At 35.1% G+C, this 20,000-nt stretch carries 20 protein-coding genes and 1 other RNA gene; 10 read left to right on the top strand and 11 right to left on the bottom strand.

The features are described from left to right. Positions 1 to 57 precede the first annotated feature (57 nt). Genes A9Q93_RS04225 through A9Q93_RS04195 form a run of 7 tightly spaced genes read right to left on the bottom strand, consistent with a single transcriptional unit; the run spans position 58 to position 4,996 of the window. On the bottom strand, positions 58 to 801 hold the full coding sequence (locus A9Q93_RS04225; RefSeq protein WP_303686127.1) for a LytTR family DNA-binding domain-containing protein: 744 nt from the start codon (positions 799 to 801) through the stop codon (positions 58 to 60). After that, the gene (locus tag A9Q93_RS04220) at positions 798 to 1,598 is read right to left on the bottom strand and encodes a sensor histidine kinase (protein ID WP_303686126.1); all 801 of its coding nucleotides are present in this window, start codon (positions 1,596 to 1,598) and stop codon (positions 798 to 800) included. The genes A9Q93_RS04225 and A9Q93_RS04220 overlap by 4 nt, the downstream gene beginning before the upstream one ends. After that, positions 1,588 to 2,199 carry a hypothetical protein gene (locus A9Q93_RS04215; RefSeq protein WP_303686125.1) on the bottom strand — a complete coding sequence of 204 codons (612 nt, stop codon included), beginning with the start codon at positions 2,197 to 2,199 and terminating at the stop codon, positions 1,588 to 1,590. The genes A9Q93_RS04220 and A9Q93_RS04215 overlap by 11 nt, the downstream gene beginning before the upstream one ends. A 36-nt stretch (positions 2,200 to 2,235) precedes the next feature. Continuing rightward, positions 2,236 to 2,772 carry a hypothetical protein gene (locus A9Q93_RS04210; protein WP_303686124.1) on the bottom strand — a complete coding sequence of 179 codons (537 nt, stop codon included), beginning with the start codon at positions 2,770 to 2,772 and terminating at the stop codon, positions 2,236 to 2,238. Positions 2,773 to 2,822: 50 nt separating this feature from the next. Continuing rightward, positions 2,823 to 3,368 (bottom strand): hypothetical protein, encoded by a 546-nt coding sequence (locus A9Q93_RS04205; protein ID WP_303686123.1) that lies wholly within the window; start codon positions 3,366 to 3,368, stop codon positions 2,823 to 2,825. Positions 3,369 to 3,373: 5 nt separating this feature from the next. Next, on the bottom strand, positions 3,374 to 4,075 hold the full coding sequence (locus tag A9Q93_RS04200; RefSeq protein WP_303686122.1) for a hypothetical protein: 702 nt from the start codon (positions 4,073 to 4,075) through the stop codon (positions 3,374 to 3,376). Positions 4,076 to 4,087: 12 nt separating this feature from the next. Beyond that, positions 4,088 to 4,996: a DUF2589 domain-containing protein gene (locus tag A9Q93_RS04195; protein ID WP_303686121.1), complete on the bottom strand. Its 909-nt coding sequence runs from the start codon at positions 4,994 to 4,996 to the stop codon at positions 4,088 to 4,090. 533 nt (positions 4,997 to 5,529) lie between these two features. Between A9Q93_RS04195 and htpG the strand changes: the two genes are divergently transcribed. Continuing rightward, a complete protein-coding gene (gene htpG / locus A9Q93_RS04190) occupies positions 5,530 to 7,419 on the top strand; it encodes a molecular chaperone HtpG (RefSeq protein WP_303686120.1) in 1,890 nt (629 codons plus the stop codon). A gap of 79 nt (positions 7,420 to 7,498) precedes the next feature. On the opposite strand, the gene A9Q93_RS04185 is transcribed toward htpG, so the two are convergent. The 3 genes from A9Q93_RS04185 to A9Q93_RS04175 are packed head-to-tail and all read right to left on the bottom strand — an operon-like array spanning position 7,499 to position 10,493. After that, positions 7,499 to 9,040 carry a hypothetical protein gene (locus A9Q93_RS04185; protein WP_303686119.1) on the bottom strand — a complete coding sequence of 514 codons (1,542 nt, stop codon included), beginning with the start codon at positions 9,038 to 9,040 and terminating at the stop codon, positions 7,499 to 7,501. Further along, positions 9,037 to 9,444, bottom strand: coding sequence for a thioesterase family protein (locus A9Q93_RS04180; protein WP_303686118.1), 408 nt, complete (start codon positions 9,442 to 9,444; stop codon positions 9,037 to 9,039). Before A9Q93_RS04180 ends, A9Q93_RS04185 begins: the two co-directional genes overlap by 4 nt. Further along, a complete protein-coding gene (locus tag A9Q93_RS04175) occupies positions 9,444 to 10,493 on the bottom strand; it encodes a glutaminyl-peptide cyclotransferase (RefSeq protein WP_303686117.1) in 1,050 nt (349 codons plus the stop codon). Before A9Q93_RS04175 ends, A9Q93_RS04180 begins: the two co-directional genes overlap by 1 nt. An 87-nt stretch (positions 10,494 to 10,580) precedes the next feature. Here A9Q93_RS04175 and ffs point away from each other — a divergent pair. The 3 genes from ffs (at position 10,581) to A9Q93_RS04160 (ending at position 12,014) form a co-directional block, all read left to right on the top strand. Beyond that, positions 10,581 to 10,680, top strand: an RNA gene (gene ffs / locus A9Q93_RS04170) — signal recognition particle sRNA small type. Between the two features lie 45 nt (positions 10,681 to 10,725). Continuing rightward, the gene (locus tag A9Q93_RS04165) at positions 10,726 to 11,529 is read left to right on the top strand and encodes an SDR family oxidoreductase (protein ID WP_303686116.1); all 804 of its coding nucleotides are present in this window, start codon (positions 10,726 to 10,728) and stop codon (positions 11,527 to 11,529) included. A 2-nt stretch (positions 11,530 to 11,531) separates the two neighbouring features. Further along, the gene (locus tag A9Q93_RS04160; protein ID WP_303686115.1) at positions 11,532 to 12,014 is read left to right on the top strand and encodes a hypothetical protein; all 483 of its coding nucleotides are present in this window, start codon (positions 11,532 to 11,534) and stop codon (positions 12,012 to 12,014) included. 36 nt (positions 12,015 to 12,050) lie between these two features. Here A9Q93_RS04160 and A9Q93_RS04155 read toward each other — a convergent pair whose 3' ends face one another. Further along, positions 12,051 to 12,923, bottom strand: a complete 873-nt coding sequence (locus A9Q93_RS04155) for a sterol desaturase family protein (protein WP_303686114.1) — start codon at positions 12,921 to 12,923, stop codon at positions 12,051 to 12,053. 133 nt (positions 12,924 to 13,056) lie between these two features. On the opposite strand from A9Q93_RS04155, the gene A9Q93_RS04150 reads away from it, so the two are divergent. The 6 genes from A9Q93_RS04150 (at position 13,057) to A9Q93_RS04125 (ending at position 20,000) form a co-directional block, all read left to right on the top strand. Next, on the top strand, positions 13,057 to 14,727 hold the full coding sequence (locus A9Q93_RS04150; RefSeq protein ID WP_303686113.1) for an alpha-amylase family glycosyl hydrolase: 1,671 nt from the start codon (positions 13,057 to 13,059) through the stop codon (positions 14,725 to 14,727). Between the two features lie 78 nt (positions 14,728 to 14,805). Next, positions 14,806 to 16,161, top strand: a complete 1,356-nt coding sequence (locus A9Q93_RS04145; protein ID WP_303686112.1) for a TrkH family potassium uptake protein — start codon at positions 14,806 to 14,808, stop codon at positions 16,159 to 16,161. Between the two features lie 91 nt (positions 16,162 to 16,252). Beyond that, positions 16,253 to 17,386 carry a DUF2891 domain-containing protein gene (locus A9Q93_RS04140; protein ID WP_303686111.1) on the top strand — a complete coding sequence of 378 codons (1,134 nt, stop codon included), beginning with the start codon at positions 16,253 to 16,255 and terminating at the stop codon, positions 17,384 to 17,386. Next, positions 17,376 to 18,572 carry an Nramp family divalent metal transporter gene (locus tag A9Q93_RS04135; RefSeq protein ID WP_303686110.1) on the top strand — a complete coding sequence of 399 codons (1,197 nt, stop codon included), beginning with the start codon at positions 17,376 to 17,378 and terminating at the stop codon, positions 18,570 to 18,572. The genes A9Q93_RS04140 and A9Q93_RS04135 overlap by 11 nt, the downstream gene beginning before the upstream one ends. Next, the gene (locus A9Q93_RS04130) at positions 18,569 to 19,300 is read left to right on the top strand and encodes a LamB/YcsF family protein (RefSeq protein WP_303686109.1); all 732 of its coding nucleotides are present in this window, start codon (positions 18,569 to 18,571) and stop codon (positions 19,298 to 19,300) included. The genes A9Q93_RS04135 and A9Q93_RS04130 overlap by 4 nt, the downstream gene beginning before the upstream one ends. Beyond that, positions 19,293 to 20,000, top strand: a complete 708-nt coding sequence (locus tag A9Q93_RS04125; RefSeq protein ID WP_303686108.1) for an allophanate hydrolase subunit 1 — start codon at positions 19,293 to 19,295, stop codon at positions 19,998 to 20,000. The genes A9Q93_RS04130 and A9Q93_RS04125 overlap by 8 nt, the downstream gene beginning before the upstream one ends.

Here is a 20,000-nt window from a genome sequence, read left to right as displayed (position 1 = left end):
TTTGATCTCGCTTTCGCGAAAGCGAGACTATACTTAGCCTATTAGTTAAACAACGGTTTATTGTTTTAATTGATTGAGAAATTCAGCTCGCTTAGCTCTACTCACTGGTATACTTATGTCACCTTGAAGTACTACATACCCATCGTTTAAATAGCGTTCTACAAAGGACATATTAATGACATATGACTTATGAACGTGGTAAAAATCTTCTATGTTCAATAATTTTTTAAAATGACCTATACTGTGAGAACTAAGCATAGCCTTTCTATTTGATAAATGAATTTTTGTATAACCATCTACGCCTTCAAAATGACTAATAGTTTTTACTTTCACAAATTCAAGTCCTTCGGTAGATGGGATTACAATTTTTTTCTTTTGAAATTTTTGAACGCCCAAGTTTTCAATAAGCAGCTTATTTTTTTCTAAGGCATTTTTATCCTCTATATTACGAGTAGCATTGACAACAGCCTCTACTAAATCTTCGTTATCTATAGGTTTTACTAGGTAACCTATAGCACAGTGCTTTATGGCATCAAGGGCATACTGATCAAAAGCGGTGGCAAAAATTATTTCAAAATTAGGATGTGTAAACTGTTGTAAAATATCAAATCCAGTCATGCCAGGCATCGCTATATCTATAAACACGAGATCGGGCTGGTATTCATTTATAGAATCAAATGCATCTTGAGGTTTGCTAATAGATGCTACTACCTCTAATTCTGGACAGAATCTTTTGATTTTATCGGCAAGTATAGCAATCGCTTTAGGCTCGTCGTCTATAATTATTGTTTTGATACTCATTGTTCTGCTAGGTTTTTAAAAGTCATACAAATTGCCGTTCCAGTGGTAGAGCTTTTTTGGGATCGGTCAACTATGTCATAGCTTATATGCCATTCTTTGCTATCGTTAAGAATTGAAATCCTTTCTTTAATAACCTCACTGCTATGCGCCTTAGTAGTTGTTTTATGTTGTGCATGGAGCTCTTTAGATTTTTTTAAACCTATTCCATCATCAATGATATGTAAGTTATATCCATTTTTAGTACTGTCTTTTTCAAAAGATATTTCTATAAATCCTGGTTCAGGTTTGTGAAAAATACCATGATTAACTGAATTCTCTACCATAGGTTGTAATAGCATGGTAGGGATCACCGTATTATCTGTGTCTAATTCTGGGTCAATAGTTATTTTGTAATTCAGTTTTTCTTCAAATCTCATTTTCTCAATTTCTAGGTATTTATTTAAAAATGAGATCTCTTCTTCTAGGGTAATTTGTTTTTTACGAGAATAATCAAAAAAAAGCCTCATGAGTTTTGAAAACTTAGTCAGATAATGCTCTGAAATTTCTACCTCATTACGTTGTATGTAGTACTGAATGGCATTTAAACTATTGTGCACAAAATGAGGATTGAGCTGACTGCGTAAAGCATTTAACTCACTTTTATGTTGTCTTTTTTGTGCTGCTAGTCTTTCTTCTAGCTTTTCTTGTAGTAACTGATTCTTTCTCTTGTTGAATGTTAGAAATAGAGAAATTATGCCAATGGTGATCACTAACATAAAAATAAAAATGCCTATAAAATAATTGTAATTAGTCATCATACGTTTGTTTTATGCGCAAACCATAAATGAAACAGCCGTACATGATTACATTTATAAATACTAAGACACCACTTACTTGCCATGTTAATCTATTGAGATTAGGTAAAAATAGAACAAATGGCATAGAGTTAATGTGCCAAACAAACAAACCCAATGCTATCCAAAATGGCCTGTGTAATTTGAACTTATTAATGTTATTCTTCAATAAGATTTGATTAAAGAATATAAAAACATTTACCGTTATTATTAATGCAGAAGCTATTGCCAATGCTGGTAATTCATTATTATAGATGCTAACATCATAAAGATTAAGCAGGTAACTTACAACCACGATTATGATGCTTATACTTGCTAAGGCCTTTAATTTAAGATAACTATAAAACCAGTAGATAGCAAAAATAATTGATAGGAGTGTATAAATATCTAAAAGGTATGCAGGGCTGCTATTTAATACCTCCACATAATATTCACTAATTATTTCAATTATAATAGTAAAACCAAAGAATGGTAGAAAAATCCATTCCTTGGTTTTTTTAAGGTGATGCCAATTATTGATGCATACATATGTAGCTAGAACAATTAATAAATAAATAATTGTCAAAGAGGTATAGTAATATGTATAATCATAAACCATATTTTATGGGTATTGTAATCCATTAGGTGGCATTCCAGAGTTTCCTTTATTTAGCCCATCAGCTCCAGGTAGGTTAGGTTCTACAATGGCACCTCCATCGTCACCTTGTAATTTTTTAACTCCAGCAAAACGACCTGTTCCATAAAAGAAGACAGTCGTTTGTGCTTTTCCATTTTTTTGAGGTGCTTTAGAACCTAAGTAAACACGTATTCCTAAATTATCATACTTTTTGTCCTTTCCATATTGTTCCACGTAGTTAATGTAGTTTTTGAGTTCTTCTATGTCAAACCATACTTCTCTAGTGTCTTGATAAACTTCACCAGACTCAGTAAGAAGTGAGTCTCGAGAACCTTGGTATAAAAATCTTACGTAGTTTTCTTCTAACTCGTTAGCCTCTTTGTGATTGATACGTCCGGAAGTATTTTCCCAGTTTTCAGCAATTTGTTCTGGTGTAAGTGTTTCACAATTGTTTTCTACACAAGATGTAACAGCTAGCATAACTGCTATTACTGCAATTGTTTTAAAAATAATTTTTTTCATTTGGGTTGATTTAAAGATTAGAGTGTGTAATTTAAGGATTCTATTTAAAGTTAAAATTCTATTTCTTCAGCAATAATTTTAAGCACATCATATTTACCAATGCTTGCAATAGCGCTGTTGATTCCAGGTGCTAGCTGTTCATGAGATTTGAACTGAGCAAGTAATGATTCTAGGTAAGCTGTAAAGTCATTATTCTTATCGTAATTAATCATTCCAGCGTCCTTAGCAGGTATCATGATTTGTTTGATCATTGCTCTTACTGTTTCAATTTTTTGCTCCAATTCATTGAGTTTGTCGCTCAACAATTGTTGTATAGGTTGTACTGTTGCAAGAGCAGCCTGACGTTTTACTTTTGAGCTTGTTCGTTTTTTTTTATCAATTGAGTTCATATTATTCAAGATTGCAGCACGATATCCTGAAATCTCAGCTGTTTCTCTATAACCGTACTTTTTGAGCATGTCCTCTAGATTTTTTATGAATGTCATCCATAAATCAATTATCTCAATATGTTGTGTTTGGAATTTATCAACAAATAGAGATACTTTAAATAGTTCCTCCTTAATTTGGGACGCTGGTTCTATAACTGATTTTCTCATTATTATTATTCTGGTGTTAATACAGAGGTTCTATCTCCATTTTCATCTTCAGAGGTATGCCATTCCATGCCGTCTTCAAATAGTTTTAACTTGATTCGTACAATATTTTCATTAGGTATGTCTCTTAATTTGGACGCCTCGACAATTACTTGAGCATTTTCTAATGTGTTAGTTACTTGTCTTGTTTTCACATCTTCATAGACTTTATTTTTGAGAATTTGACGGTATTTATTAATCATATCTTCACGCTCGTTTACAGAAACTTTATCCATCTCAATAGCATCAGTAAAAGCAGCTGTCATCTTTTCTTCGTATTTTAAAAAGGCGATTTCCTTTGATTCGTTTGCTTTCATTTCCTTTTCTAATTCTTTTGATTTTTTTGCAATCTCTGAGTTCAAAAATCTTGAGGTCTCTCGTGAAAAGGAAGATACTTTTGCAGCATCTTTCATACTTTGGTAAGTGCTGCTGTTAAATGATTTATTATCAATAGGTTGATAATCCTCTACAGCCTGCTCATCAAAACTATCTATAGCTACAGGTATATCTAGTTCCACATCTTGCGCCCTAAATCTAGGGATAGGGAAGTGTTTTAAAATGTTATCACTTGCATAAGCCTGCGCGATCTTGGCAGACTCAACGTCTGCCATTACACGCGCTTGGTTCACGCCAGAGATTAATGTTCCTAAATAATCTTTAAGCTTTACCATAGTTGGTTGGTTTTAGTTTCCAGAAGGTTGCGCTACAATTGCTCCTTCTAGAATGTTTAGTAATTTTTCCATTCCTTCAGGCATCTCGTCTTGTACCACTTTAATTTTTACACCCATGTGAAAGGTCTTATCCACTTTACTTCCTTGACGAGTATTGCGTTGGTAAGATATATTGGTCTTAAGATTTACAGTATTAACGTTTTCATTGAAGTTAAAAGAACCAGCAAAGGAATAATTCTTATTCGTATTCTTATTAGTCATTGAGGCACTGGTTCCAAATTTAAACTGAGTTCCCACGCGACTATATTCCATACTGGTAATTTTTGCATTGAAGTCTATATTACCTTCCTCAACGCGGATAAAAGGAATAGGCATCATCGTTAGAATAGGAACTTCTAACTTCATCTCTTCAAAAACAGCTGGAACAGAAGAAATATCTTCGGTAGTAATATCAAATTCACCACCAGTTCCTGCACCTCCTATTCCAGGGACATCAGTAGCTGCTGTGATATTATTCGTTCCATCGGCACTATATGAAATTGTCAATATTGCACCTCCAGAGTCTATTGTGGCAACTGTAACAGATAAACCTGAGACGCTCAATACATCGCCTACTTCGTAATCACTTCCACCAGTTTTTATGGTAATATCGTCAAGTTTATCGACAACTCCTGGTTGATAAGGTTGTACCATTTTAGGATATTTAAAACTCACATAAATAGGCTCTCCTGGTGTAATTTCTCCAGTTGTTTCATCTTCACTATCTGGAGTGAATCCTACACTTTTCACAAAATCTACAGTAGATAATGCGGCTTTACTCTGAGCATCTACTATTGCTCCTAACGGACCTCCAATAAGAGATGAAAAGTTTAGGTCAGATAATTCTTGACCTGGGTTGTAATTTGATGGACTATTTGCCATAATAAATATTTTTTAATTGGTCCCTACTCGTTGAAACAGGCTTTTCGGGCTCGACCTGAAATTGATCTCGTAGATCAATATGAGTGAAGGAGAAATATCATGGAGCGCTGTTACCACGTTATCCATAATTACTGACAAAAGTTCTAGTTTTTGCCAATTCATAAAAGTGTCATTCCATGATTGGTAGCTTTGAAACGATAAGCTTTTGAATTTTAAAAAATATTCACCAATTCATGTCTAAATTAAAGGAAAGAAAAGCCGGGCAATTTCTCGCCGCGGCTCCTTCCCCTAAAATTGTATTTCTTAACTTTCAATGAACAGTGCAAATATGAATAGTATAAAAAGTTTACTAAAGCTGCATTTGAATATCGGTAGATTTGAATCTATCATCGGTAGTTTTAAACAAATAAATTGCTGCCAGCTTGTCACTATTCTTTAATTGGTATAAGGCTTGAAATGGTGGAAATGTTATTGAGAAGTCCGCTTTCGCGAAAGCGGAATATTTAACCTTATAAATAGAACAAAATAATATTATGTCACAAAAAGGAACCATTAACGTAGCGGTAGAAAATATTTTCCCGCTTATTAAGAAGTTTTTATACAGCGATCACGAGATTTTCTTGAGAGAACTCGTTTCTAACGCAACTGATGCGACTCTTAAATTACAACACCTTGCTAGAATAGGAGAGGCAAGTGTGGAATTAGGAGATCAAAAAATTGAAATTAAAATCGATAAAGAAGGTAAAAAACTTCATATTATTGATCAAGGTCTAGGAATGACCGAAGATGAGGTGCAAAAGTACATCAACGAGGTAGCTTTTTCTGGAGCTGAAGAATTCCTAGAGAAATATAAAGACACCGCAAAGGATAGTGGTATTATAGGGCATTTTGGTTTAGGTTTCTATTCTGCTTTTATGGTCGCAGATCAAGTAGAGATTATCACTAAGTCATTTAAAGATGAACCAGCGGTGCACTGGACTTGTGATGGATCGCCTAATTATACTATCGAGCCAGCAGAGAAAGAAAACTTTGGTACGGAAATTATTTTACATATCTCAGATGACGAAACTGAGTTTCTAGAAGAAAGTCGTATTAATGAGTTACTGAATAAATACAACAAGTTCATGCCAGTGCCGATTAAGTTTGGTACTAAAACAGAAACTTTAGAAAAGCCTGAAGGAGCAAAAGAAGAAGATCCAGCACCTACTCAAGAAGTAGATAATATTATTAATAATCCTGATCCAGCATGGACAAAGCAACCAGCAGATTTAGAAGATCAAGATTATAAAAATTTCTACCGTGAGTTGTATCCTATGCAATTTGAGGAGCCGTTATTTAATATTCACTTAAATGTAGATTATCCTTTCAACTTAACGGGAATATTATATTTCCCTAAGATGACACAAGATCTAAATGTGCAAAAGGATCGCATACAATTGTATCAAAATCAAGTTTTTGTTACGGATAATGTAGAGGGAATCGTTCCAGAATTCTTGACTATGTTGCGTGGTGTAATTGATTCACCTGATATTCCATTAAATGTTTCTCGTTCATACCTACAAGCAGATGGTGCTGTAAAGAAGATCTCTAGCTACATCACGCGTAAAGTGGCAGATAAGCTGAAAAGTCTTTTTAATGAAGATAGAAAAGCTTTTGAAGAGAAATGGAACGATATTAAAATCGTGATTGAATATGGAATGTTGAGTGAAGATAAATTCTTTGATAAAGCAGATAAGTTTGCCTTGTACCCAACTGTAGATGGCGATTATTATTTATGGGATGAGTTAGTAGAAAAAATTAAACCAGCTCAAACCGATAAGGATGATAAAACGGTGATTCTTTATGCATCTAACAAAGAAGAACAACACTCTTATACTGCTGCAGCAAAGAAAAAAGGTTATGAGGTGTTGTTGCTAGATTCACCGATTGTATCGCATTTAATGCAAAAATTAGAATCTTCTAAAGAGAATATCTCTTTTGTAAGAGTAGATGCAGATCATGTAGATAATTTGATAAAGAAAGAAGAAGAGCAGATTTCAAAACTTTCTGACGAAGAAAAAGAAGCACTTCAAAAGACAATCACTGAAACAATTGCAGACACAAGCTACACCGTACAAGTAGAAGCGATGAGCAGTGACGCAGCTCCATTTATGATTACACAACCAGAATTTATGCGTCGTATGAAAGAGATGCAAGCAACCGGTGGCGGTGGTATGATGGGCTTCGGTAATATGCCAGATATGTACAATCTTGTTGTTAATGGTAACAGTGACCTAGTACAATCTATCTTTAATGAAAAAGATGAAGAGAAAAAATCTGGATTGATACAGCAAGCTGTTGATCTTGCCAAATTATCTCAAGGTTTACTGAAAGGTGAAAAGCTAACAGAATTTGTTTCTAGAAGTTATGAGCTGATTAAATAAGAGGTGTTTATCCTATAAGAGTAAAGAGCTTATCTGTTACAGATAAGCTCTTTTTTTATGATTATTATGTATGGTAATTTTATTCTCCAGAAAGATCGGTACTTTCAAAAGCACCAGCATCTGGATCAGTAAGGTCTCTTGTAACTCCAGAAATATCTAAAGTAGTATCTGTTGTTGGGTTTGCGATACCATTGGCACCACCTGTATCATCAATTCTTAGTTTAAAAGCATCTACATCTTCAAATAGTGGATCCATATTTAGAATACATTCTTGATAAAAGTTGACATTATTAAAGTCGTAATTAGGTAAACTGTCAAAATTATTTGAGATATCATTAAAACGGATTAAGGAGTTCTCAAACTTAAAATTAAAAGCAGAAATCCCATCATCTAAAAGTGCTAGCTCGATATTGCGATCACCATAAATAATACAATTTGTAAAATTAGCAGCGAGTAAATCTGCTGTAAAGTCTGTATTGGGTATGGTGTTAGAAAGAAATAAAGTAGCATCTTGTCTGAAACTGCCATTCCAATAATTGGAAATAGTACAATTATTAAAGTTATAGGAACCACCAAAACGAGCGATAATAGTAGACTGACCTGAATTATGAAAAATAGAGTTGCTTGCTTCTATGGAAGCAGTTGTTCCTATCAAGGCAGAATTAGAACAGTTCAAAATTTGCGAATTATTAATTTTTAAAGTGGCACCATTAGAAGCTGGATTGTTATTGTCCATAATAATTCCCACGCTGGCATTTTTTATGGTAGCATAATTAATCTCGTGATCTTTACTTCCACTAGTTAACCATATGGCAGCCCATTGTCCAGCAACATCATCATACGCAGGTTCTAAACGATCACCTTCAAAAATCACTTCATTTTCTAGTTCTTCTGTCATGGAAAGTGCTCCATTTACTTTTAAGGTAGCCTCATTTGCAACTATAATACCGCTTTGATTATGAAAATGCAGTCTAGCTCCAGGATCAATTGTTAGTGTTTTGTTAGATGCCACTCCAGCAAAACCATAAATAACATAAGGTTTTTCATTAGTAAAATTTAGTTCACTGTCATCTAAGAAAAACCCAGATATTCTTAACTCATTTCCGTCAGCATCAGTATCGAGAAGTATCGTTTCTTGAATTCCCATAGCGTCTCTTTCTGGGAAAAGGAACACAGCATCTTGTATTAAAGTTACTAATTCTACTTTTTGCAGGTTTCCACCAGAGTCAAATTCAATCGTGTCTTCATATAAAAACTCAGTGTCTGAAGTGAAATCCATAATATCAACCGTAGTTTCTACAAATACAAACATGGAGTCTTTTGCAAGTAATTCTACATCTTCAAAAACTTGTCCTGGTACACCATCGACTGAGATACGGTATTTAGAATTAGTGCCTTGAGCAAGTGCTACTCTAGGTATAACAATATCGTCGCTACTGTTATTATAGACTTTAAAAGTTCTAGTACTGGAACCTATAGATGAAAAAACGGTGTCTAAATAAATTGTATCCTGAGAAAACGTCAAATCTCCTGTACTTGCAGAAAATTCAAAATCATTTCTACAAGAAGAAATAAGTACAAAAGTGATGAAGCAAAGTAAAGCAGTAACTATATATTTCATAAAGTTTCAAATAAGTCTCTTATCTCTTGAGATATTTTAACAGGTTTTCCAGTTTTGTCTATCGCGCACCAGTCTGAAGTTGTTTTTGCAAGTAAATCCATGCTGCTCGCATTATATATTTCTATAAAACGTTGATAACGTACGTTTGTTGCTCTACCTACTTGAGTACGTAAAAGAATTTCATCTCCTAGAACCGCTGCTTTTTTATACTCAATACAGTGCTTAAGCATGATCCAGCCATAGGTGTCTAGCATTTCTGATGTTCCTACGGTTTGCCAGTGTTCACTTGCCACATCAGCCGCCCATTGTACATAAACCACATTGTTGACATGGTTGAGATCATCTATTTCTGAAGCCTTAACAGTTCGTTTTTTTTCAAAAACTGGTAATTTAGTATCAATCACTACTGAGTAATTTCTATTTCAAACATCTTAGGCCATCTCTTACCAGTAATAAATAGACGGTCGTTCTTTTTGTCGTAAGCAATACCATTTAATACATTTTCATTTTCAGAATAATTCGGTATTTCTTTAACGATATGACTCATGTTTATAGCTTTTTCCACTTTTCCGTTTTCTGGATTGATTACCATAATTACGTTAGTGGTATAAACATTTGCATAAATCTTACCATCTATCCATTCTAATTCATTGATTTTTGATACAATACGATCGTTAGTCACTACTTCAATGTAACTTAGCTCTTCGTATGTATTAGGATCAATTTTCCAGATTTTAGAACTTCCATCGCTTTTATATAAATACGTTCCGTCATTAGTAAGTCCCCAACCTTCTTTACTTAGATTGTACTTGAATTCGTCTAGTTTATTAAGACCTAAATCATAGACATAACCTACTTTACTTTGCCAGGTGAGCTGATATACTTTATCATTTAAAATGGTCATTCCTTCTCCAAACTGGCTTGCAGGTAGATCGATTTTCTTTAAAGTCTCACCAGTTTCAACACTCGTTATTCTTAGATCACTTTCACGAAATTGACCTGTGCTTTCATATAGAGAATCGCCATAAAATTCTAATCCTTGAGTATAGGAAGCAGTATCGTGGTCATACGTATTGATCACCTTGTACTTATATATTTTCACTTTCTCTTTAGGCATTCTTTTAACTTTGGTAGCTACCGTGGTATTCATACCATTTTTATAAACTGTAGCCTTAAAAGTTAGGTTACCATAAGGTTGATTTTTCAGCTTTCGCGAAAGCGAGACCTCATCACCACCTTTTATAAAAGCAGCATTTTGAGTCCATATGACACTATCGACACCTATAGATGCTGCATCTACCAAAGATATTACTACTGTATCCTCTTCGGTCCAGTTCAATTTTGAATTGGTAATTTCTAGTTTGTAATTTTCTTTAAACGTTTCTATGTCGGTTTTGCAGCCTGATAATGAGAGTGCTGCAATCAGTAATAAAAAAGAATACTTCAATTTCATAATATGATTTTATCAAGGCGAAAGATAGCTATAAAAAAGCATGGTAAAAACCTTTGTGTAAGTAAAACTAGACTGTATATTTGCACCGGGCAAGTCCTACACAACCAGCTCCTGCTGAACTCCTCCAGGGCGGGAACGCAGCAAAGGTAAGCGGTCGTAGCGGTGTGATGTAGGTAGCTTGCCTTTTTTTATGCCTTTTAGTGAAATCTAATCAACTGATTTAAAAGAGTTTATGAAAAAAGTAGTTCTAGTTACTGGTGGTTCTTCTGGTATAGGAAAAGCAATCGCCTTATTTCTTCAAGATAAAAATTACACCGTTTACGGTACCAGTAGAAATCCATCTCGTTATCCAGATAGTCCAGTGGCGCTGCTTGCGCTAGATGTTCAAGATCAGGCATCTATTCAAAAAGCTGTAGATACTTTAATTCAAAAAGAAGGTCAGATAGATATTCTTATCAATAATGCAGGCGTAGGAATTACGGGACCTATGGAGGAAACTCCTATTGATGAGGTAAAAAACGCTATGGAAACTAATTTCTATGGTCCGTTGCGCGTTTTGCAAGCTGTTTTACCTCAAATGAGAGCTCAAAAAAGTGGTCGTGTCATTAATATTACCAGTATCGCAGGTTATATGGGATTACCTTATAGAGGTATTTACAGTGCTAGCAAAGGAGCATTAGAAATCGCTACTGAGGCCTACCGTATGGAATGTGCGCATTTAAACATTCACTTTAGCAACGTAGCGCCAGGAGATTTTGCTACTAATATCGCTGCAGGAAGATTTCATGCACCAGTAGTTTCTGGGTCTGATTATGAAGCTGGTTATGCGCATACTTTAAAGCTAATTGACGAGCACGTAGACGATGGACAAGATCCCATTAAAGTTGCCACAAAGATTTACGAGATTTTACAAAAAGAAAACCCTGGCATTCATTATAAAGTAGGAAGCTTTTTGCAAAAGTTTTCTATTGTGCTCAAGAAAATATTGCCTGAGAAAATGTATGAGAACATGTTGAAGAAACATTATGGCCTATAAGTATGAATTTTAAAGTAGCCCATTTCTTCCCACCTATGACTAGAATTTTAGGTGTACTTATTTTTGTAATAGGTATTATAGGAATCGTTACAAATGGTCTTCAGGTTATTTTTATTGCATTAATAGGATTTGCCATTGTGTTTTCTACTAAAGGTGTTTTAATAGACGTTACTAATAACAAACTAAAAGAGTACAACAGCTTTTTCTTTATAAAATTTGGTAAATGGCAATCCTTTGATAAGTTTCCGCACATTACGGTTTTAGAAATTACAGAAAAAACTAGTGTAAGTAGTCATACGACTTTAGTAAGCGCTTCTTCACGCGAAATGGTTTATAGAATTACTTTGCTTAGTAAAAGTCATTATCAAAAATTGTTACTACAGCAATTAAAGGATAAAGAAAAAGCACATCAAGAAACAGAAAAACTGGCTGATTTGATAGGTCTAAGAAAGGTAACATTTAGTCCTGGCGCTTATGTGGATTGATTAAATTATTCCGCTTTCGCGAAAGCGAGAAAATGATCAATCTTTTTTAAATGGCTCTAACAACTGACTGCCAAAATCATCAGGATAATCTTCATCGCCTGGAAACCCTAATTCTAATTCGGCTTGATGGTAGGGAATATGCGCTGTACCAAATAGGTAATCCCAAACGCTGAGAGAAAGGCCATAATTGACACCGTATTTAGCACCTTCTGGTAACTTTCTTGCGTGATGCCATAGGTGCATTTTGGGGTTGTTTAAGATATATTTAAAAGGTCCGTAATCCCAGTTTAAATTGGCATGATTCAAATGTCCAATTAATACAGCAATCATATGGATTACAATAAACTGATTGATCCCAAAACCTATCATTGCAAGCGGTAAATATTGCAGCGCTTTATAAACAATGGTCTCCATAAAATGAAAACGGAACTGCGCGGCAAATCCCATTTCTTTCACACTATGATGTACTTTGTGAAATTCCCATAAAAAAGGAACTCTGTGCAGCAATCTATGAATGTTCCACTGGATAAAATCTGCTATAACAAACATGATTAATAACTGCACCCAAAACGGAAAACTACTTACTTCAATAGCTACTAGATTTGTGATGCCTATACTTGCAAGACCATCATTAAATAATTCTACAAAGACGTCAGAAACTGCATTGTAACCGATTAAAGAGAACAAAAAGAAATTAAAAAAGAGGTAAAATAAATCTAACCAAAAATCTTTACGCATTACTTTCTGATTCTTTCTCCAAGGCAACCAGATTTCTAAAGCAAATACTAATACCGAAACCGCTAGTAACCAATAAAAATAATTGGTCCACGAGGGATTCATGATTTCTTTCCATAAGTAGGATGCATATCCATTAAAGGAATTGATAAAAACGTCTACGTATTTTTCCATTAGTATTTCAGTCGTTTGTAGAAACGTAAAATTACTACATAAGCGGCACAACGAAAACGTTGTATGATATTAGGATTCTATGATGGTATAAAATGAACTTCTTATTTTATTTTTACGTTCAAATTACCTCTTTATGAAAAATTTCCTTTATTTATTATTTATCGCAATAGCTATCGTTTCTTGTAAGGAAAACGAAAAGCAACCTATAGAAAGGGTTATTGAAAAAGAGCAAGCATACTTTGACTGGAGTGCTGCAAACGTTTACTTCTTGCTTACCGATAGGTTTAATAACGGAGATGCTTCTAACGATAAAATCATCGATCGATCTCAAGAAACTGGAAAGTTAAGAGGTTTTGAAGGTGGCGATTTTGCAGGGATTATTGAAAAAATAGATGAAGGTTATTTTACGGATTTAGGGGTAAACGCGATATGGTTGACACCTATATGGGAACAAATTCACGGTGGAGTAGATGAAGGAACCGGATTTACTTACGCCTTTCATGGGTATTGGGCAAAAGACTGGACAGCAGTAGAACCATCTTATGGAACTATGGAAGAGTTTAAAACCTTAGTAGAAAAGGCACATGAAAAGGATATCAGAATTTTACTAGACGTGGTAATTAATCATACTGGTCCGGTAACTGATCAAGATCCTGTATGGCCCGAAGAATGGGTACGTACTGGTCCTGGATGTTCTTATCAAGATCAAGCAACTGCTGTTACTTGTACGTTAACTAACAATTTACCTGATATTAAAACAGAAAGTACAGAAGAGGTCGACTTGCCAGAACATCTCGTGGCAAAATGGAAAGAAGAAGGAAGATATGAGCAAGAAATTAAAGAATTAGATGCGTTTTTCTCCAAATCAGGATTGAAAAGAACTCCTGTAAATTACTTAATAAAATGGGTGACCGATTATGCCCGTGAAACTGGTGTTGATGGTTTTAGAATAGACACCGTTAAGCATGTAGAAGAATCCGTCTGGGCAACTTTTAATGAACAAGCAAGACTAGCTTACGAGCAGTGGAAAGAGAACAATCCTACTAAAACCATTCATGATGATAATTTCTTTATCCTTGGAGAACTTTATGGCTATTCTGCTGTGAATGGTAGGTCTTATGGTTTTTCAAGTGGTGACGTCGATTACTTTGATTCTGGTTATGATGCAATGATCGATTTTGGATTCAAGTATTTTGCAAATGAAGATTATCAAAAGCTCTTTAAACAATACGATAGCATTAGAAAAAACTTGTTGACAGAAAAACCAAATGATCCAGCTTATTTTATGAATTACATCAGCTCTCATGATGATGGACAACCATTTGATCCTAGAAGAGAACGAGCGATGGAATCTGCTACAAAGTTGATGTTATCGCCAGGTATGTCACAAATTTACTATGGAGATGAAAATGCAAGATCATTAGTGGTGGAAGGAACTGTAGGAGACGCGACTTTAAGATCAGTAATGGATTTTGATAAAGGGAATCGAGAGGTTTTAAAGCACTGGCAGCAATTAGGTAAATTTAGAAACGAGCACAAGTCTGTAGGCGCAGGCGAGCATTTTTCCCTTGCTCATGAAGGAGAAGGAACACTGGCGGCTCGATTCTATAATAAAAACGGTCATGAAGATATTGTTCTCATAGGAGCCGGATTGCCAGATGGATTGATGGAGATAGATGTTACAAAAGTCTTTCCTAAAGCAAAACGTCTACGCAATGCTTACACCATCAAGAAATTGCCTGTGGTGAATGGAAAAGTTACTGTTATGGTTAAGAATGGAGTAGTGTTGCTGGAGAAGATGTAGCGATCCATCATAATTATAGCTTATTTTTAACTTTAATGATGTAGAATTCAGCAATTTTTGTATTGTTAATTTCAACAGATGAAAACCTATTTCAAAAAATTCAATTTAAGATACCGCAAATTCAAATTAGGGTTAAGTCCTCAGCAAAACTTATTTTATGGTTTTCTAACTTATGTTTTAGTTGGTTTCATTTTACTGTCTCTACCATGGTTGCAAAAAACAGATACTTCTTTAATCGATAATTTATTTATTGCTACAAGTGCAGTTTCTACGACAGGATTAGTCACTGTTAGTGTTTTTGATTCTTATAATTTTGCTGGACAATTTGTAGTCATGTCACTATTTCAACTGGGCGGAATAGGCTACTTAACTTTTACCACTTTTATGCTTCTTTCCACAACTAGGCGAATAACCCACTGGCATAAAAGACTTCTTAATACAGAGTTTACCTTACCTACCACTATAAAGATCAAAGATTTTTTAAAATCTGTTGTCATTTTCACTTTAGTAATGGAAACTATAGGTGCAATTTTATTTTTTATGGCATTTTATTCCGATGGAATGCCAGTAGGAGAGGCGATCTGGAATGCGGTTTTTCATAGTGTCAGTGCTTTTTGTACTGCTGGTTTTAGCCTTTTCAATAGTGGTTTTACGGAGTATGTAGATGATGGTTTTGTAAACTTTATAATTGCTTTTCTAGCTATCGCTGGTTCTTTAGGATTTATAGTAGTTACTGATTTAGTAATGTGGATTAAAGATCGTACGCATCAATTAAGCTTTACTTCCAAAATTATTTTCATAGGTTTTGCATTCTTATTAAGCACAGGCTTTTTATTTATGTACCTTTTTGAACCGACCATTACCGCATTGTCAGGCTCAGAAAGACTTTATGCAGCCTTTTTCCAGACGATGTCAGCAATGACTACCGTTGGTTTCAATACAGTAGATTTTGGAGCTTATTCTTTACCGATTATTCTAGTTACCATTTTTCTCATGTATGTAGGTGCATCACCATCAGGAACTGCAGGAGGAATTAAAATAACGACACTTACAGCTGTTTTTTCTATTATGAAAAGTAGGCTTCAAGGTTCTAAAAACATTACGTTTTTAGGCCGAAAGATTCCATTTGAACGGCTGTACATTGCAACTTCATCCTTTATTTTTTATACATCGCTCATTTTTCTATTTACATTAGCCTTGACATTTTCAGATAATTTTGGTTTAGAAAAAACCTTATTTGAAGTAAGTTCGGCATTAGGAACCGTAGGACTGAGCATGGGAATTACCGGTGATCTTTCTATTTGGGGAAAAGCAATTATTGTTCTCATTATGTTCATAGGCCGATTAGGAGTTTTAACCTTTGGATTAGCAATCTGGTCTAAATCTATTAAGACTGAAGAGCCACATTTTTTAGAAGGTGATATTGCAGTTTAAATCTTATGGTATCTCGCTTTCGCGAAAGCGGAACAATCCACAAAAGTTCCATGACAAACTATTATATTTAGAGACTTAACAATCTTTACATATGAAATACGTTATTTATGCACTTTCTATACTTACTCTTTTAAGTAGCAAAGAAACTGTAGATTCAGAATCTTTTCCTGAGAATAATGAAAAGCAAATTGAGGTAGTTGGAGATCAAATCTCAACACCTCAACTCACCCTAGAACAAGCAAATAATTTAGCGCAACTGCCTTTGCATTGCATCGAGACCGAATATCCTAATAAAATGGGACATGTTACTGCAAGTCCGGAAGATCAAAAGCGCCCAAGCGTACAACATCCTGTTTTTTACGGCTGTTTTGATTGGCATAGTGCAGTTCATGGTTACTGGAGCGCGGTGACTTTATTAAAACAATTTCCGGAGTTAGAAGCTCGTGAGGAGTTACTTGAAAAAATAAACCGCAACCTCACAGCTGATAATATTAAAGTAGAAATTGCGTATTTAAACACTAAGGATAACAAAACTTTTGAACGAACTTATGGTTGGGCGTGGTTACTCAAATTACAGCAAGAATTAGATACTTGGGATTCAAAAGAAGGGAAAGAATTTGCTGAGATTTTACAACCTCTTACTGATGTGATCGCACAGCGATATGTGGAATACTTACCTAAATTGAATTATGCCATAAGAGTAGGAGAGCATTCAAATACAGCTTTTGGGATGGCATTTGCTTATGATTATGCAGTTCATGCACAAAACGAAGCTCTTCAATCAATTATAGAAATTAAAGCAAAAGAATTTTATAGCAATGATGCCAGTTGTCCGATTTCTTGGGAACCTAGCGGCTATGATTTTTTATCACCTTGTCTTGAAGAAATAGATATCATGCGACGTGTTTTAACTGCTGAAGAATTTCATGCATGGGTAAACGATTTTTTACCTGGAATCGAGAGCGGCAAATTAGATGTCGAGATAGGAAAAGTATCAGATCGTAGCGATGGAAAACTAGTTCACATCGATGGCTTGAACCTGAGTCGTGCTTGGGTACTTTATGGACTTGCAGCTCAATATCCAGAATACAACAACCTCACTGAAATAGCCGATGCCCATATCACAAACACCTTACCCAATCTAGTGGCAGATGATTATGCCGGCGGACATTGGTTAGGAAGTTTTGCTATTTATGCATTGCAAAATGCGTCAAATGCTGAATAAGCTATTTAAAAATATAGGTCCTGCAACTTTAATTGCAGCAGCATTTGTAGGGCCTGGAACGGTCACTATTTGCACGCTGGCAGGAGCAAACTATGGTTACAGCCTATTATGGGCAATGTTGCTTTCTATTTTTGCTACTATCATTTTGCAAGAAATGGCAGCGCGTTTGGGATTGATTACTGGCAAAGGATTACCAGAAATCTTACGTGGTGCGATCTCTAATAAGATCATAAGAATCACGCTTATTATATTAGTTCTTGCAGCTATCGTGGTAGGTAATACCGCTTATGAAGCTGGAAATTTAAGCGGTGGCGTATTGGGGCTGCAAATTATTTTTGGCGAGCAATGGTATTTTCCATTGTTGTTGGGTTTGATCGCTTTTGGATTACTCTTTTATGGTAATTATAAAGTATTAGAAAAAGTGCTCATATCGTTAGTAGTTATTATGGGTGTTTCATTTATCGCGACAGCTGTAGCTATAGGTCCTGATATCACAGAAATTTTTAAAGGACTTTTAACTCCCGAAATTAATAGCAATAACATTCTCACCATCGTAGGTTTGATAGGTACGACAGTAGTTCCTTATAACTTGTTTTTACACGCCTCGCTAGTCAGTGAAAAGTGGAATAATAGAACAGATTTGAGTGCTGTACGCAAGGATACAATTATAAGTGTTGTCCTTGGAGGACTGGTTTCTATGTCTATTATAATTGCAGCAACCGCATTGCAAGGTCAACAGGTTTCTAACGGCGCAGCGCTTGCTACTGCTCTAGAACCTATTTATGGATCTTGGGCAACTTACGTATTTTCTATTGGAATTCTAGCTGCAGGAATCACGAGTGCAATTACAGCACCTCTTGCAGCCGCCTACGTAGTTAAAGGTTGTCTAGGCTGGAAAGGAAATATGAAAAGCTGGTCGTTTAGAGCGGTGTGGATGTTTATTCTCATCGTTGGAATCGTATTTTCAAGTATAGGATTAAAACCGCTAGACATCATCACATTTGCACAAATCGCAAACGGATTGCTACTTCCTATTATTGCGATTTTACTGCTTTGGCTGGTGAATCAAAAGTTATTAGGGTCGTTTTCAAATAACTTATGGCAAAACATTATTGCATTTATAGTGATATTAATTGCCATAGGATTAGGAGCAAAAACACTTTTTAAAGTCTTCGGAATACTATGATAACGATCGATTTAAATTGTGATCTCGGTGAAGGAATGAAGAATGATGCGATGCTTATGTCACACATCAGTTCGTGCAATATCGCTTGTGGTGGTCATTATGGCGATGAAAATTCCATTGCTCGTACTTTACAATTGGCTCTGAAACATAACGTGAAAGCTGGTGCGCATCCATCATTTGAAGATCACGAGAATTTTGGTCGTGTGTTTAGGGATATTTCTAGATCTCGCTTTCGCGAAAGCGTAACTCAACAAATACATCTTTTTCAAGAAACAGCTAAAGAGGAAGGAGTGAAGATGCATCACATAAAAATGCACGGTGCGTTGTATCATGCGACTGCAAACAGAGAAGATTTTTCTGACTGGTTAGTAGAATTGATGCTAGAGTTTTATCCGGAAACCATTCTTTATGTGGCGCCTCAGTCTATTCTAGAACAAAAATGTCAGTTAAATGGAATTCCATATTGGAAAGAAGGTTTTGCAGATCGTCTTTATGATGATGGTAAATTAGTTTCCAGAACTGAACCTGAAGCTTTGATTACTAATTATCAAACCGCTGCACGACAAATAGAGCAGATGGTAAAAGAGCAAAAGGTAACGTCTAATAAAGGTATCGAAACCAACTTGTGCATAGATACGATTTGTATTCATGGAGATAATTTGGAATTGACTAAAGACTTAACGCAATTAGTAGCGCAATTGAAATCAAATCATATCAGCATTGGGTAAAAGCGAGGTCATCTTTCATAATTACAATGAGAATTCTGTTTTAGTAAGTTGGAACGAGAATACGATAGATATTATTCCTCAACGATCTGCTTTTGAAATGGAAGTTAAAAAGGTGTTTACTGATATAATCGTTAATCATGGCGCATATTCCATATTATTATTGTGGAAAAAGAAAATCCATCATAGCAATGTTATTGATCAATTAAAGAAATTTCTGACTGACATAAAAACATATGAGGCAAATGGAATTTCCTGGAGGTTGCCTATTTATTATGAGCTAGAAAACGAATTAGTTGATTCTTTGAGTGAATTTTCTAAAGAAGAGATTATTTCTAAACACCAAGAAACAATTTTCACAGTTGATTTTATAGGCTTTTTACCGGGATTCCCTTATTTAAAAGGCTTGGATTCAAGTCTTCAATTGCATCGTAAATTTACACCAGCTTTACAAGTAGCTGTGGGAACAGTTGCTATTTCTAATGAATATTGTGGAATTTATCCATCCCAAAGTCCAGCAGGATGGCACATTTTAGGTAATTGTCCGTTGCCTATGTTTGATATAAGAAATGATCAACCTAGTTTGCTTGTGGCAGGAGATCGCGTGCAGTTTTATGCTATTTCAAAAGAAGAACACAGCTCGATGAAAAACCAAATAGCAAATGAAAGTGTGACCCTAAAAAGCTTTCAGATAGATGGGTAA

It is taken from the genome of Nonlabens dokdonensis (genome assembly GCF_002162835.1).
Lineage (GTDB): Bacteria > Bacteroidota > Bacteroidia > Flavobacteriales > Flavobacteriaceae > Nonlabens > Nonlabens dokdonensis_B.
Note: the sequence above shows the minus strand (reverse complement) of the source record. Positions and strands in the feature narration are given on the sequence as shown.